The following is a 14816-nucleotide window of genomic DNA, read 5'->3' as shown; positions in this document are numbered from 1 at the left end:
CCCCATCGGTCCCCCCGCAACGATTACCCGTGAACCTGGTCAGATCCGGAAGGAAGCAGCCACAGCGGGAACATTGTGTGCCGGGGTGTGGCTGGTGGGGGCACCACCTTAACGAAATCCTTAGTCGGCCCTCGACGCAGTTGCACTGAAATCTCCACATCCCCGATTACCACCCAACCGTCTCCGTATGCCGAGTGCGTTAGCTGTTCCTGCGTCTGTATGGCATGCCCGATGTGAAAGCTGCTGGTAATGCGATCCGAACTCGTCTGAACCCTCGTTCATGTGCCACCTAACCCCTTACGCGTCGCTTGAAACCGTTTTACGGCAAGGGGCAATTCAAGTCGCTGCGGGTGTCACAGGCTTTTCGGTCAGGCGTCTCGTAGCAGTGGAGCCGGGGGCCGGATGGAACAGGACATCATCAGATTTTTCACAGACTCGCAATTTCTGGGCATTTCGCTCGCCAACTGGATACTGGCTATTTTTGCCTCGACCCTGAGTTTTATTCTGGTCAGGGGCGTGATCGGTTTTGTGCTCAGAAAGATGCGTTCGCGTGCCCAGGCACCCAGCACGCATATGCGATACATCGTGGTTCAGGTGCTGTCGGGCACCAGTAATACGTTATTGCTGCTGGCTTCCATTCTGATCGGCATCGGCATGCTCGATCTGCCGGAACGCTGGCTCGGGCGGGTCAGCAGTCTGTGGTTCGTAGTCGCGGCATTGCAGGTCGGGCTATGGGCGAACCGGGCGATCGCGCTCGCCTTGCAGCGCTATTTCGTGCGTCACAACGCCGGCGGCACCTTTCAGGGCAGTGCGCTGGCCACGTTGAGCCTCTGGGGCGCGAAAGTGTGGCTGTGGGCCACGGTGGTCATGGCGATGCTGTCGAACGTCGGGGTCAACATCACTGCGTTTGTGGCCAGCCTCGGGGTGGGCGGTATTGCGGTTGCGCTGGCGGTGCAGAACATTCTGGGTGATGTGTTTGCCTCACTCTCCATCGCAGTGGACAAGCCTTTCGAAGTCGGCGATTTCATTGTGGTCGGCGCGCTGTCCGGTACGGTCGAACATGTCGGTCTGAAGACCACGCGCATCCGCAGCCTGGGGGGCGAGCAGATCGTGATGGCCAACGCCGACATGATCAACAACACCATTCAGAACTACAAACGCTTGCAGGAGCGGCGCATTGTCTTCGAATTCAGGCTGACGTATGACTGCTCTGTCGATCAGATACGAGAAGTGCCAAAGAAAGTCGAGACGATCATCAACGCGCAGAAACTCGCCCGTTTCGACCGCTCGCATTTCCGTGGTTTTGGCGAAACGTCACTGGAGTTCGAGACCGTCTTTGTCGTTCTCGACCCCAGCTACAACGTCTATATGGATGTGCAGCAGGCGATCAATCTGGACATCATGGAAGCCTTCGCCGAACTGGATGTGCGTTTCGCGTTTCCGTCCCGCACGGTCTATGTGGCGTCCCTGCCACCGGTCAAGACGTCGCGTCCGACTGCACTGGAGGCAGCCGACGCGAGTACCTGAGCCCTATAGCACCGCAATCAGGCAGGAAAGTGCAATGCGTTGGTCAGGTCGCCCATGGGGGCCTGGCCGCGCGCGATCATGGCGTCGTCGCGGCGTTTCAGGCCGTCGAGTTTTTCCAGGTTATGCACACGGGTAATCAGGCGCAGGATCGAGGCCGTGTCGTAAACCGTGTGGTCCACCTTGCCTTTGCGGGCGAAGGGTGAGATGACCAGCGCCGGAATACGCGTGCCGGGGCCGAAGCGGTCGCCTTTGGGCGGTGCGACGTGGTCCCACCAGCCGCCGTTCTCGTCCACTGTCACGACAATTACCATGTTGTCCCATTGCGGGCTCTTGCGCAGCACCTTGATCACCCGGTCTATGTGCCGGTCACCCGCAGCCACGTCGGCATAACCGGCGTGCATGTTCAGGTTGCCCTGGGGTTTGTAGAAGGTCACGGCGGGCAACTTGCCCGCTTCGGCATCGGCGAGGAAGCGGTTGGTGCTCGACTCGTCACCCAAGCCGCCGTCACGCAGACGTTTTTTGCGTTCTTCAGGGTTTTGCGGACCCTGTTGCTTGAAGTAGTTGAACGGCTGGTGATGATATTGAAAGTTAGGGATTTTCGGGATTCCCGTGGAGTCCTTGAACTCGTCCAGCGTCACTTGCCAGGCCCCTGCGTACCAGGCCCAGTCGACGTTCCTTTTCGACAGTTTGTCGCCGATGTGTTCGTGGCTTTGCGGAACCAGCACGTTGGGCAGGTCCGGCTTGGAATAATCAGGGTTCTGCGGGTCGCGCAGCCAGGTTGGCCAGTAGGGCGGGGCCATGGTGTTGACGGCGTAGTTGTCCGGGGTAATGGCGCTGGGACCGAACTGCGGTGGCCCCTCCATTGCGCTGGCAGGCGATTTGTCCAGTGGCTTGAGGCGCGGGTCCTGCGGGTTGAAACTCTGCAGGGTTGCGATCTGGGATTTGGCCGGAGACTCGGCAGCGTTAGGGTAAATCGGCGCGGTGGCTGAAATCAGGTACTGGTGGTTGAGGAACGAGCCGCCGAATGCACCCTGAAAAAAGTTGTCGCACAGCACGAATTCCGAGGCAACGTCCCACAGGCGCAGCGAGTACTGAGTCTGTGCGTAGTTGCCCATAGTCAGTCCGCCAGCGTCGGCCCAAGCGACGAATCGATCATTGCGGCCGTCGTTGATCTGCATCTGATTCTGATAGAAAACGTGCCACAGGTCGCGAGTGACCAGACTCAGCGGCAGGTCTTCACCGTTCGGCCCCTTGAGCGGGAAGGGAGCGTTGGGCAGGTCTTTCTGAAACTGCTCGCCGGCCGGGTAGGTCACGCCGTCAACTGTTTGTGGCCCGACCTGCAATACACCACCCCAAGCTGGCGGCAGTTTGGACAATAGCGTGCCGTCGCGGTCGCGCTGTTCATAGTCGGAAGGTCTGAGCGACGAGAGTGGCTTCTGGACCCCGGGAAAATCGCCGAACAGGTTATTGAAGCTGCGGTTCTCGGCGTAGATCACCACAATGGTCTTCACGTTTTCGCGCAAGGCCCGGTCCAGCGCCGGCCCGGCAAGATGATGATGCTTGTCGTTGTCGGCGGGCTGTTTCTCGTGGGCCGACACGTAGCTGCTCAGCGTGACGCCTGCGCCCAGCGCAGCCATCCCGCCCAGAAAACGACGGCGGCTGGGGTTGTTGTTGGTGTCTTCGTCGTCTGGTCTGTCGCTCATCGCCAAATACTCGTGCTGGTTAATGTATTACCAAAGATTTCAGGCGAGCGTAACTATGGAATATGACGCTATTGCTACACCGCAGATGAAGGGTCACGGGGTCGTGGGCGCGGTGTAGTGATCGATGATTTGCTGAATCTCGCCCGACAGGCGCATTCGCACCAGCGTGCGCAAGATTTTACCTACCGGCAGATCAGGGTCGTTGCGCACCAGGCAGGCCGCAGGCTGCTCGGCGACCATCGATATGGGCTTCAGTCTTTTGCCGACAGGCAGGTTTCGATTGGTCCATTCGAGGATCAGCTGGTTGGTCACGGCGTAGTTGTAGCGTCCAGCCATCAGCTTGCCGAGCGTCTGGTCCTGCGTGCGCGCGTCTTCACGTATAAGTTGATGATTGTCGAAAAGATGCTGCAGGGCAGAGTAGTTGTAGCCAAGTACCGTGCCGACGGTTTCATTATCGAACTGCTCTGGGTATGGGCCCGCAGCCGTTTCGGCTGAAGCGACCAGCCAGTCGCGTTGATAGAGAATCGGCAGGCTCCAGAGGTAATCCCCGGACAGATCGGGATACCAGGCTTGTGAACTGTAGCAATGCATGTCTACTTCTCCGCGCTCAAGCGCCGACTGGATGCGCAGGCGCGGCATCACGTGGTACCTGGCTTCGAGGCCGACATGGTGCGCAACGCTTTGCATAATGTCGAACAGGATGCCGGATTCGGGCCGAAAGTCGGTGATATGCATCATCGGCATGGTCCAGCCTTCGTTGACCGCGAAGTCCAGAGTAGCTTTGGCCGCGCTGACGGTCTGCGTCGACAGCAATAGCATGCACGCCACGGCTGCACGAGGTAGCCGAGGCTCTGCAAACGTCCGTTTAAAGCGTGTCATTAGATTCATTTGCTCAGCTTAGCCACAATAGAGACGCACACCAGATGCAATTTTGCCCCTGCTCGGCTAGCATTGGCGGTCTTCCGCTTACCAGTTGCGACGGTTTTAAATGAGTTATCAGGTTCTTGCACGTAAATGGCGTCCGCGCTCGTTCCGCGAAATGGTCGGCCAGGCTCATGTGTTGAAGGCCCTGATCAACGTGCTGGACAGCCAACGCCTGCACCATGCCTATTTGTTCACCGGCACGCGGGGCGTCGGCAAGACGACTATCGCGCGGATCATCGCCAAGTGCCTGAACTGCGAAACCGGCATTACGTCTACGCCCTGCGGCACTTGCTCGGTGTGCAAAGAGATCGATGAAGGTCGTTTCGTCGACCTGATCGAGATCGACGCCGCCAGCCGCACCAAGGTCGAAGATACGCGGGAACTGCTGGATAACGTGCAGTACGCGCCAAGTCGCGGTCGCTTCAAGGTCTACCTGATCGATGAAGTGCACATGCTTTCCAGTCACTCGTTCAACGCCTTGCTCAAGACGCTTGAAGAGCCGCCGCCCTACGTCAAGTTCATCCTCGCCACCACCGATCCGCAGAAGCTGCCCGCGACCATTCTGTCGCGTTGCCTGCAGTTCTCGTTGAAAAACATGACGCCAGAACGTGTGGTCGAGCACCTGACCCACGTGCTGGGCGTCGAGAATGTGCCGTTCGAAGACGATGCGCTGTGGCTGCTCGGGCGCGCTGCCGACGGTTCGATGCGTGACGCGATGAGCCTGACCGATCAGGCCATTGCCTTTGGTGAAGGCAAGGTCCTGGCTGCCGATGTGCGCGCCATGCTCGGCACGCTGGATCACGGTCAGGTGTTCGATGTGCTGACTGCGTTGCTGGAAGGCGACGCTCGCGGTGTGCTGGAGGCGGTACGTCACTTGGCCGAGCAGGGGCCTGACTGGAATGGCGTGCTCTCGGAAATTCTCAATGTTCTGCACCGCGTGGCGATTGCCCAGGCGTTGCCGGAAGGCGTCGACAACGGGCATGGCGACCGCGACCGGGTGTTGGCGCTGGCCCAGGCATTGCCTGCCGAAGACGTGCAGTTTTATTACCAGATGGGCCTGATTGGTCGTCGTGACTTGCCGCTGGCCCCGGACCCGCGTGGCGGTTTCGAGATGGTTCTGCTGCGGATGCTGGCGTTCCGCCCGGCCGATAACGACGATGCGCCGAGGCAGCCGCTAAAGCCGGTGGGGATCAACCAGGCCACGGTTGATTCCCGAAAAGCAGTGGCCGATGCGACACCTGTTGCGTCGGTAGCTCCCGCAGTTTCAACAGCGCCGGTCATGGCTGCGCCCGATCCGGCCTTCGAAGCGCTGCCGCCCGCAGCTACCCCGATGCCGGCCGCTGCTGCACGAGCTAAGCCCGCTGTACAGCCAGAGTCACAGCCGCAAGCCCAGCCCGAGCCTGTCGAAGAAGTCGATCTGCCGTGGAATGAGCCAAAGGCACCGGTTGCCGAAAAAAACGCTGAACCCGCACCTGGCACTGGCACTGTTGCAAAACAGGTAGTCGAGCCGGTTCTGGAGACTGTCTCCGAACAGCCAGACCTGACGCCAATGCCGGCGCCTGCGCCCGCCAGCCCAGTGCCAGACGCGCCGGAGGCGGAACCTGCGCAGCCGGTTGCCGAGCAGCAGGTTACACCGGCGATGCTTGAAGCCATTCCTGATTCGGCCTATCTGTCCATGAATCCGGATTCGATGTCTTCGGATTCCGGCCCAATGGGGCGCGATGACGAGCCGCCAGCGGATGACGATTACGTCGAGCCGGATATCGACATCGACCCGGCCTCCTATAGCTATCTGGATGAACTGGCCCACGAGAGCGTCGTCGAGCTTGAAGCGGTCGAGCCCGAGCCCGCTCCGGCCGCCAAACCAGCCACCGGCCTTGCTGCCGACTGGCTGGAGGTATTCCCCAAACTGCCGATCTCCGGCATGACCGGCAGCATTGCGGCCAACTGCACCTTGATGGCGGTCGATGGCGATAACTGGCTGCTGCACCTGGACCCGGCGCACAGTGCCCTGTTCAACTCGACCCAGCAGCGCCGCCTGAACGATGCGTTGAACCAGTACCATGGGCGCACGATCAATCTGAGTATCGAGCTGATCAAACCCGAGCAGGAAACCCCTGCCCAGGCTGCTTCGCGACTGCGTGCCGAGCGTCAGCGTCAGGCCGAAGCCTCGATCCAGGCCGACCCGTATATCCAGCAGATGCTGCAGCAGTTTGGCGCTGTTATCCGGGAGGATACGATCCAGCCTGTGGACGCGCCTGCGGTGCAGACTCAATAACTGAAGACAGGGCGCCATTGGCGCCGCGTAAACGAACCATCCATTTTCGAGGAGATATCCCATGATGAAAGGTGGCATGGCTGGCCTGATGAAGCAGGCGCAGCAAATGCAGGAAAAAATGGCCAAGATGCAGGAAGAACTGGCCAACGCGGAAGTCACCGGTCAATCGGGCGCAGGCCTGGTGAGCGTTGTGATGACCGGTCGTCACGACGTCAAGCGCATCAATCTGGATGACAGCCTGATGCAGGAAGACAAGGAAGTGCTGGAAGACCTGATTGCCGCCGCCGTCAACGACGCTGTGCGCAAGATCGAGCAAGCCAGCCAGGACAAGACCGCTTCCATGACCGCAGGCATGCAATTGCCACCGGGCATGAAACTGCCGTTCTGACGGTCACCTGGGTCACGATCAATGCCAGGCCATGTGCCTGGCATTTTTCTGTCTGCTGTCTGGCCGCGCGCCGCCGTTGGGCTTCAGTACAACCATCAGTATTTGGCCTGACCGACTGAATTGAGCGACAATCGTCACCCGCCTCTGGAGTGCCCCATGTCTGAGCCCATTGAAAACCTCACCGTTGACGCCGTGCTGGACGCTGTCGGGCTGTTCTGCCCGGAACCGGTGATGATGCTGCATCAAAAGGTGCGTGACTTGCCTGCGGGTGGCCTGCTCAAGGTGATCGCGACCGATCCTTCCACGCGCCGTGATATTCCGAAATTCTGTGTTTTTCTTGGGCATGAGCTGGTTGCGGAGCAGGCCGAAGAGGGCACGTTCCTGTACTGGATACGCAAAAAGCCCGATTGATTGTTACATCGCTGCAACCCGCGCCGGTTCACGACGCACCTGTTCCCGCTGGGGACCGGTCCCTGTTCGCCAGACCCAGAGAGTCTTCCATGCGCATTGTTGCTGACGAAAATATTCCCCTGCTCGACGCTTTTTTCGCCCATTTCGGTGAGATTCATCGCTTGCCGGGGCGCGCCATAGATCGTGCTGCGGTGGTGAACGCCGACATCCTGCTGGTGCGCTCCGTGACCCCCGTGACCCGTGAGCTGCTCAAAGGCAGCTCGGTGCGGTTTGTCGGCACCTGTACCATTGGCACCGATCATCTGGATCTGGACGGGTTTCAGCAAGCCGGTATCCAGTGGGCCAGCGCACCGGGCTGCAATGCGCGCGGCGTGGTGGATTACGTGCTCGGCAGCCTGCTGACCCTGGCTGAAATCGAAGGCGTCGACCTCGCGCAACGTACTTACGGTGTGGTCGGTGCAGGGCAGGTGGGAGGGCGTCTGGTCGATGTCTTGAAGGCGCTTGGCTGGAACGTACTGGTCTGCGATCCGCCACGCGAATCTGCCGAAGGCGGTGACTTCGTCAGCCTTGACGAGATATTGCAGCGCTGTGACGTCATCAGCCTGCACACGCCGTTGAGCAAGACCGGGGCGTCAGCAACCTGGCACCTGCTCGACGAAACCCGTTTGCGCCAACTCAGGCAGGGCGCCTGGCTGATCAATGCCAGCCGTGGTGCCGTGGTGGACAACACTTCGCTGCACGACGTGCTGCTTGAGCGCGAAGACCTGCAAGCCGTGCTGGATGTGTGGGAAGGTGAGCCGCAGGTCAACGTGGCGCTGGCCGACCTGTGCGTTCTGGGTACGCCGCACATCGCCGGTTACAGCCTTGATGGCAGGCAGCGGGGCACTGCGCAGATCTATCAGGCGCTGTGTGCCTTTCTGGGTCAGCCTGCGGTGATAAAACTGCACGATCTGCTGCCCAAACCCTGGCTCGCGCAGGTCAGCCTCGATGCTGACAGCGATCCGGTCTGGGCACTTAACATGCTGTGCCGTGGCGTGTACGACCCGCGGCGTGATGATGCAGATTTTCGTCGCAGCCTGACCGGTGACACTGCCAGCCAGCGCCTGGCCTTCGATGCGTTGCGCAAGCATTACCCGCCACGTCGGGAAATCGAAGGTCTGAAGGTCCGCGTGGAAGGTGAGTCCGGGGAGCTGACGCAACTCGTGCGGGCGCTGGGGGCCGTACTGGTCTGATCGTCCGGTAAACGCGGGGCATAAAAAACCCGACTCAGGGTCGGGTTTCAAGGCATTTGGCACGGTTCGGTTTTATTTTTCCGGGGTTACCCAGTTCTTGTCGCATTCCTGGCAGGCAGCCTGAACCATTGCTTCAGTGATCAGGACTTCTTGCCCGTGCTCGTCGAGAATTGCACCGCCAACCGGCAGATTGGGCGTGGCTCGAACGACTGGAACTTCGTTGCTGCGCTCTTGCAGGCTCATGGTGTTTCTCCTTTCATCAGGTAACGGCGTTAAATTAACCGCGCTTGATGACCGGTCCGTGACAGGTGCTGTCAGCCGCTCAAACGCGTTCTCAGTGCAACAGAAATGATGCAAATCTGCCAGCAGGCGTTTAGATCGATGTCTTATAGCGGCCTCTGTAAAGCAGTTATAACCTGACCTTTGAAGCCGGGCGCAAGTTCATTCGAAATGATGCACAGCGAGCCGTGCATGACAGGTGTAGGCTTCGCCATTCAGAAAGATCGGGCAAACAGGCAGGCTTCATGATTTCACTGATCACGCGACGTCACCGCCAGGCCCTTCGCCTGGCTGCGAGCTTCATTGCGCCGTATCGCTGGCAAGCGTTCGGAGCATTGTTGGCACTGGTCATTACCGCGGGCATCACGTTGTCGATCGGCCAGGGCATCAAGCTGATGGTCGATCAGGGCTTCATGACCCGCTCGCCGCAGTTGCTCGAGCGCTCTATCGGCTTTTTCATGCTGCTGACGGTCGGCCTGGCCATCGGAACGTTCGCCCGCTTTTATCTGGTGTCATGGATCGGCGAGCGCGTGGTCGCCGACCTGCGCAAGAAAGTATTCGATCACCTGATAGAGCTGCATCCGGGCTTTTACGAGAACAATCGCAGTTCGGAAATCCAGTCGCGGCTGACCGCTGATACCACGTTGTTGCAGTCGGTGATCGGCTCGTCACTGTCGATGTTCCTGCGCAACGCACTGATGGTCATTGGCGGCATCGTGCTGTTGTTCATCACCAACCCCAAGCTCACCAGCATCGTGGTGGTGGCGTTGCCGCTGATCATCGCGCCCATCCTCATGTTCGGACGGCGGGTGCGAAACCTGTCGCGCGAGAGCCAGGACCGGGTCGCCAATGTGGGCAGCTACGTGGCCGAGGCGTTGGGGCAGATCAAGACGGTGCAGGCCTACAACCATCAGCAACAGGACAAGCAGCGTTTTTCGCATACGGTGGAGCAGGCGTTCGAGACCGCTCGCAAACGGATTTTGCAGCGCTCCTGGCTGATCACGCTGGTGATCGTTCTGGTGCTGGGTGCGGTGGCGGTGATGCTGTGGGTCGGCGGTATGGACGTGATCAGCGGCCGCATATCAAGCGGTGAGCTGGCAGCGTTCGTGTTCTACGCACTGATGGTCGGTATGGCGTTCGGCACGTTGAGCGAGGTGATTGGCGATTTGCAGCGCGCCGCCGGTGCCGCAGAGAGGATCGGCGAGCTGCTTCAGGCACGTAGCGAGATTAGCGTGCCTATCACTGACCTGCAGAGCCTGCCGCACCGCATCAGCGGGCGTCTGGCGCTGGAAAACGTCACTTTCGCCTACCCCTCGCGTCCCGAGCGCAATGCGCTGGATAACCTGACCCTGAACATCGAACCCGGTGAGACCCTGGCGCTGGTCGGGCCCTCCGGAGCAGGCAAGTCGACCATCCTCGACCTGCTGCTGCGTTTCTACGACCCGATTCAGGGGCGCATCCTGATCGAGGGCGTGCCGATCGCACAGCTCGATCCGCACGATCTGCGCCGCTGCTTCGCGCTGGTTTCACAATCACCCGCGCTGTTTTTCGGCAGTGTCGAGGACAACATTCGTTACGGTAACGCCACTGCGAGCCTTGAGCAGGTACAGGCGGCGGCGCGCATTGCCCATGCGCACGAGTTCATTCTCGACATGGCCGACGGCTATGGTACGCACCTGGGTGAGGGCGGAGTGGGATTGTCCGGCGGACAGCGGCAGCGTCTGGCGATTGCCCGCGCGTTACTGGTCGATGCGCCGATCCTGTTACTGGACGAGGCGACCAGTGCGCTGGATGCGCAAAGTGAGCACTTGATTCAGCAAGCCTTACCAAGCCTGATGCATGGCCGTACTACGCTGGTCATCGCTCATCGACTGGCCACTGTACAGAATGCCGACCGGATTGCCGTGATGGATCAGGGCCGGCTTGTGGCGGTCGGTACCCATCAGCAACTGATCGCCGGCAACCCGCTCTACGCACGTCTGGCGGCGTTGCAGTTCAATGCTGGCGTCGAATAGAACGGGGCGGGGTGGCAGGTGTGCGGGCAATGTGGGAGGTCAGGCCCCCCACGTGTTCAGTCTCAGCGGTATTCGCACAGGTAAGCGGTATCAACGCTGACCTTGAGCTGGAACTTGCTGTTGGCCGGGACATTGAACTGGCTGCCGGTGGAGAAAGTTTCCCAGTCGGTGCTGTCCGGGAGCTTCACGTTCAACTCACCGGAGATCACGTGCATGATTTCCCGTTGCGCTGTACCGAACTCATATTCGCCCGCCGCCATGACACCGATGGTTGCCTGACCGTCGACCTGGCTGAAGGCGATGGATTTGACGGTGCCGTCGAAGTACTCGTTGACCTTGAACATGGGCGATTCCTTTTGAAAGGGCTGGAAATGGCTCGCCAGTATGCCCAACACGGTAAAACTCGTCACGCCCCTTGCTAGTCGACGCTGAACAAACGACGACTCGCAGTAGCGTTTAGTTAGGCAGTATCAGCGGCAAAAGCCGGGCGGTATTGCGTGCATCAACCAGTGCGCGGTGTTGCTGACCTGTGAATTGCATGCCTGCCAGTTGCAGGGCGCTGTTCAACCCCATCGGCTTTTGCAACTGACGGGCCTGGGCGAATCGCTGTTTGAGATTGACGTGCGGCATGCTCGACAATGCGCTGTCGAGGCGGTGGTAGCGCCATTCCTCTTCCAGTTGCTGGCGGTCGTAATCCCCCCAACTGGCCCAACCCAGCACGCGGGCACGGTGATGGCTCAACCAGCGCTCGAACTGAGGCCACACGGCCGTCAGGGGCGCAGCACTGTCGATACTGCTTTGATTGATGTGGGTGAGCTCTCGGCAAAAATGAGTCAGCACGGGCCTGCGTGCGGGGCGTACGAACCGCTCGAAATGGTCCAGCTCGCGCCCGTCCTGATTGACCAGCGTCGCGCCTATTTCAATGACTTCCATTTCTGCGACCGGCCAGCCACCTTCTTCGGTGGTAGCCTCCAGATCAATCACCAGCCAATGCGGCATCATCAAGCTCCCTTACGATAGTCAATGGCTTCAGCGTAGCCAGATTAGCCTGTTGCGCCCACGCCTGAGGCTGCGCCGACAATATCGTTTTTATAACTGCCCTTACAGTGACCACTGCTAATTGCATTGGTGCCTCACGCGAGTTCATCGCAGCGGTGCACAATAGTAACCACAGTGAGCGACGCTGACGCCGTTGATTTGACAGTTGTTTAAATCATGGAAACCGCATAGCGTGGAGGGCTTTGATTGATGTCGTGTTTTATGAAAATATTTGCAGTATTAATTGATGGCGTCGCGCGGACGTTCGCCACAGGCCTTCTGTTCTTTGTGCCGTTCATGGCAACGTCCCACGTCTTTGCCGCGCAGGTGGTGCGCGTGGCCGCCGTGCATTTTCCTCCGTATATGGTGCGCCCTGAAAAGGGCCAAGACGCCGGTCTATTGCCCAAGCTGATCGATGCTCTGAATGCCGAGCAGGACGATTACGAGTTTGTGATGATTCCCACCTCCGTGCCCCGGCGTTTTCGAGACTTCACGGAAGGGCGTTTCGATGTTGCGATCTTCGAGAACCCTGACTGGGGCTGGAAAGATATTGCGCACGAAACCGTCGACCTGGGCCTTGAAGATGCCGAGGTTTATGTAGCACGGCGGGTCGAAGGGCGTGAGCAGAATTACTTCGATAGCCTGTCTGACAAACGTCTGGCGCTGTTCAGTGGTTACCATTACGGATTTGCCAACTTCAATACCGATCAGAAGTACCTGAGTGAACACTTCAATGTGACGTCCACCTATTCTCACGACAGTAATCTATTGATGGTGGTGCGCGACCGAGCGGATATCGCGCCTGTTACCCGTTCCTATCTGATTGATTTCATGGCGCATAACAAAGATGAAGCGGCGCAGTTAATGGTCTCCGAACGTGTTGATCAGATCTACCGTCAATACGCGTTGTTGCGTCCGAATGGCAACATCGATGTGCCACACTTCAAAGCGCTGTTGGAGAAGTTACGCTCGGACGGGGAGTTGGCGACGATCTTTCAGCCGCTTCACATCAAGGTGCTTCCGGTCAGCGCAGAGATCGGGAAATAGGCCGGGGCAGGTTTTCAGCCTGCCACCCGGACATATTTAACGGTCCTTGGCTTCCTTGGCGTCCATTTCTGCATTGCGCTCATGGACACGCTTGAGCTGTTCTTCGGTGAGGGGCAGTTTCTTGGCTGTATCGCGCAGCATCATCAGACCGCCGACGATCGAGCCGATGGCTACGAGCAGAATTAACCAGGCATACCAGGGCATAGTGCTCTCCTTGTTGTGATACCGGTTTGAGCAGCGAGGCTGCTCAATGGTTCAAGTGTATGCGCCTTGACAGGGTTGCGTGCAAAACGCTTTGCACGCAACCCCGGAAAGTCTCTGGGTTACTGCCCGGTCAGCATCGCGTCGGTCGGTGCATCGGCGCGCGATTTGGCAGTCAGGCTGAAGTAGATAAAACCGATGGCCATCAGCCCGAGGAAAATCAGGCCGATCAGCATGTTGAACCAGGCCATTGCCACCAGGCACACGACTGCCAGAGCCAGCGCAATACCGGGCACCACCGGGTAGCCTGGCGCGCGGAAGCTGCGCTCAAGGTCAGGCTCGGTCTTGCGCAGCTTGAACAGGCTGAGCATGCTCATGATGTACATGACGATAGCGCCGAATACAGCCATGGTGATCATTGCGGCGGTGAGTGTCATGCCGCTCAGGTTGATCAGGCCATCGCTGTAGATGGCCGCGATACCGATCAGGCCACCTGCGATGATCGCCCGGTGCGGTGTCTGAAAGCGTGACAGCCTGGCCAGCGAGGCAGGCAGGTAACCGGCACGGGCCAGGGCGAAGAACTGGCGCGAGTAACCCATGATGATGCCGTGGAAGCTGGCGACCAGACCGAACAGGCCGATCCAGACCAGCATGTGTAGCCAGCCGGAGCTGTTACCGACCACGGCTTTCATGGCTTGTGGCAGTGGGTCGTTGATGTTGGCCAGAGTGCGCCAGTCACCCACGCCACCGGCAAACAGCATGACGCCGATAGCGAGGAATACCAGGGTCAGAATGCCGCTGATGTAAGCCTTCGGAATGGTGCGTTTCGGGTCCTTGGCTTCTTCGGCGGCCATTGCAGCGCCTTCAATGGCCAGGAAGAACCAGATCGCAAAGGGGATGGCGGCGAACATGCCGGCAATCGCTTCCGGCCCGAAGGTCTGGGAACCGGCCCAGCCGTTGAGGGCGAAGTTGCTGAAGCTGAATGCAGGCGCGACCACCCCCATGAACACCAGCAGCTCGGCCACGGCGAGAATGCACACGACCAGCTCAAAGGTTGCTGCCAGCTTTACGCCGACGATGTTGAGCGCCATGAACACGATGTAAGCGCCGACCGCCGCATGTTTGGGGTCCAGCCCCGGGTATTGCACGTTAAGGTACGCACCGATTGCCATGGCAATGGCCGGTGGCGCGAATACGAATTCGATCAGGGTGGCCATACCGGCGATCAGTCCGCCTTTTTCGCCAAAGGCGCGGCGGCTATAGGCAAACGGGCCGCCCGCGTGCGGGATGGCCGTAGTGAGCTCGGTAAAGCTGAAGATGAAGCAGGTGTACATGGTCGCAACCATCAAGGCTGTTACCAAAAAGCCCAGTGTACCCGCCACGCCCCAGCCGTAGCTCCAGCCGAAGTATTCGCCGGAAATCACCAGCCCGACAGCGATCCCCCATAAATGAATCGTGCCCAGCGTTGGCTTGAGTTGCGTGCTCATGGTCATCTCCCTGAGATTCGGTAATCGTTGAAACATCCTGTTGCAGAGGCCGTGCCAGTGCACTGATCATTGTCGTGTTGCTTCAAAACGGGTCGTTTACAGAACGCTGCAGTGAACCGATTCATCGGGTTGTGCAGGTTTGGTGCAGGCCGCCGAAGCAATGGTCGCTGCGAGTGCAGGGGATCATGAGTTTTTACGACGGCGGCTGGCTAAATGCCGATCTACGGGTCCCGTCTGCTCGCCGGTTCGGCTACAATGCGCGCCGATTTCGACTTACCTGAGACCA

14 protein-coding genes and 1 other RNA gene are annotated in these 14816 nt (G+C 59.3%); 8 read left to right on the top strand and 7 right to left on the bottom strand.

Annotation, left to right across the window (positions count from 1 at the left end):
• The first annotated feature begins 3 nt into the window (after positions 1 to 3).
• Both ffs and RGM3321_RS08745 read left to right on the top strand, forming a co-directional pair.
• An RNA gene (gene ffs / locus RGM3321_RS08750) (signal recognition particle sRNA small type) lies at positions 4 to 100 on the top strand.
• Positions 101 to 402: 302 nt separating this feature from the next.
• Entirely contained in the window at positions 403 to 1527 is a 1125-nt protein-coding gene (locus tag RGM3321_RS08745) for a mechanosensitive ion channel family protein (protein WP_244392639.1), read from the top strand.
• Between the two features lie 17 nt (positions 1528 to 1544).
• Here the strand turns inward: RGM3321_RS08745 and acpA are convergent, their stop codons facing one another.
• A complete protein-coding gene (gene acpA / locus RGM3321_RS08740; RefSeq protein WP_244392637.1) occupies positions 1545 to 3230 on the bottom strand; it encodes an acid phosphatase in 1686 nt (561 codons plus the stop codon).
• Positions 3231 to 3323: 93 nt separating this feature from the next.
• Positions 3324 to 4109, bottom strand: a complete 786-nt coding sequence (locus RGM3321_RS08735) for an ABC transporter substrate-binding protein (RefSeq protein ID WP_244392635.1) — start codon at positions 4107 to 4109, stop codon at positions 3324 to 3326.
• 109 nt (positions 4110 to 4218) lie between these two features.
• Between RGM3321_RS08735 and dnaX the strand changes: the two genes are divergently transcribed.
• From dnaX to pdxB, 4 genes are all read left to right on the top strand, one after another.
• Positions 4219 to 6432, top strand: a complete 2214-nt coding sequence (gene dnaX, locus RGM3321_RS08730; protein ID WP_244392634.1) for a DNA polymerase III subunit gamma/tau — start codon at positions 4219 to 4221, stop codon at positions 6430 to 6432.
• Positions 6433 to 6493: 61 nt separating this feature from the next.
• Positions 6494 to 6820: a YbaB/EbfC family nucleoid-associated protein gene (locus RGM3321_RS08725; RefSeq protein WP_002552818.1), complete on the top strand. Its 327-nt coding sequence runs from the start codon at positions 6494 to 6496 to the stop codon at positions 6818 to 6820.
• A 156-nt stretch (positions 6821 to 6976) separates the two neighbouring features.
• On the top strand, positions 6977 to 7231 hold the full coding sequence (gene tusA, locus RGM3321_RS08720; RefSeq protein ID WP_002552819.1) for a sulfurtransferase TusA: 255 nt from the start codon (positions 6977 to 6979) through the stop codon (positions 7229 to 7231).
• A gap of 89 nt (positions 7232 to 7320) precedes the next feature.
• Positions 7321 to 8463: a 4-phosphoerythronate dehydrogenase PdxB gene (gene pdxB / locus RGM3321_RS08715; RefSeq protein ID WP_244392632.1), complete on the top strand. Its 1143-nt coding sequence runs from the start codon at positions 7321 to 7323 to the stop codon at positions 8461 to 8463.
• Between the two features lie 72 nt (positions 8464 to 8535).
• Here pdxB and RGM3321_RS08710 read toward each other — a convergent pair whose 3' ends face one another.
• Positions 8536 to 8706 (bottom strand): PA1571 family protein, encoded by a 171-nt coding sequence (locus RGM3321_RS08710; RefSeq protein ID WP_002552821.1) that lies wholly within the window; start codon positions 8704 to 8706, stop codon positions 8536 to 8538.
• A 281-nt stretch (positions 8707 to 8987) separates the two neighbouring features.
• Between RGM3321_RS08710 and RGM3321_RS08705 the strand changes: the two genes are divergently transcribed.
• Positions 8988 to 10757 (top strand): ABC transporter transmembrane domain-containing protein, encoded by a 1770-nt coding sequence (locus RGM3321_RS08705; RefSeq protein ID WP_244392631.1) that lies wholly within the window; start codon positions 8988 to 8990, stop codon positions 10755 to 10757.
• A 62-nt stretch (positions 10758 to 10819) separates the two neighbouring features.
• Here the strand turns inward: RGM3321_RS08705 and RGM3321_RS08700 are convergent, their stop codons facing one another.
• The gene (locus RGM3321_RS08700) at positions 10820 to 11101 is read right to left on the bottom strand and encodes a pyrimidine/purine nucleoside phosphorylase (RefSeq protein WP_004658419.1); all 282 of its coding nucleotides are present in this window, start codon (positions 11099 to 11101) and stop codon (positions 10820 to 10822) included.
• Between the two features lie 112 nt (positions 11102 to 11213).
• Positions 11214 to 11756, bottom strand: coding sequence for an exonuclease domain-containing protein (locus tag RGM3321_RS08695; protein ID WP_002552824.1), 543 nt, complete (start codon positions 11754 to 11756; stop codon positions 11214 to 11216).
• Between the two features lie 249 nt (positions 11757 to 12005).
• On the opposite strand from RGM3321_RS08695, the gene RGM3321_RS08690 reads away from it, so the two are divergent.
• The gene (locus RGM3321_RS08690) at positions 12006 to 12842 is read left to right on the top strand and encodes a transporter substrate-binding domain-containing protein (RefSeq protein ID WP_244392629.1); all 837 of its coding nucleotides are present in this window, start codon (positions 12006 to 12008) and stop codon (positions 12840 to 12842) included.
• 36 nt (positions 12843 to 12878) lie between these two features.
• On the opposite strand, the gene RGM3321_RS08685 is transcribed toward RGM3321_RS08690, so the two are convergent.
• Both RGM3321_RS08685 and eat read right to left on the bottom strand, forming a co-directional pair.
• The gene (locus RGM3321_RS08685) at positions 12879 to 13046 is read right to left on the bottom strand and encodes a DUF2897 family protein (RefSeq protein WP_002552826.1); all 168 of its coding nucleotides are present in this window, start codon (positions 13044 to 13046) and stop codon (positions 12879 to 12881) included.
• A gap of 119 nt (positions 13047 to 13165) precedes the next feature.
• Positions 13166 to 14530: an ethanolamine permease gene (eat, locus tag RGM3321_RS08680; protein WP_244392627.1), complete on the bottom strand. Its 1365-nt coding sequence runs from the start codon at positions 14528 to 14530 to the stop codon at positions 13166 to 13168.
• Positions 14531 to 14816: the final 286 nt, after the last annotated feature.

This window comes from Pseudomonas sp. RGM 3321 (assembly GCF_022836805.1).
Taxonomy (GTDB): domain Bacteria; phylum Pseudomonadota; class Gammaproteobacteria; order Pseudomonadales; family Pseudomonadaceae; genus Aquipseudomonas.
The sequence above is the reverse complement of the archived record's forward strand: the minus strand, read 5'-3'. Positions and strand labels throughout refer to the sequence as shown.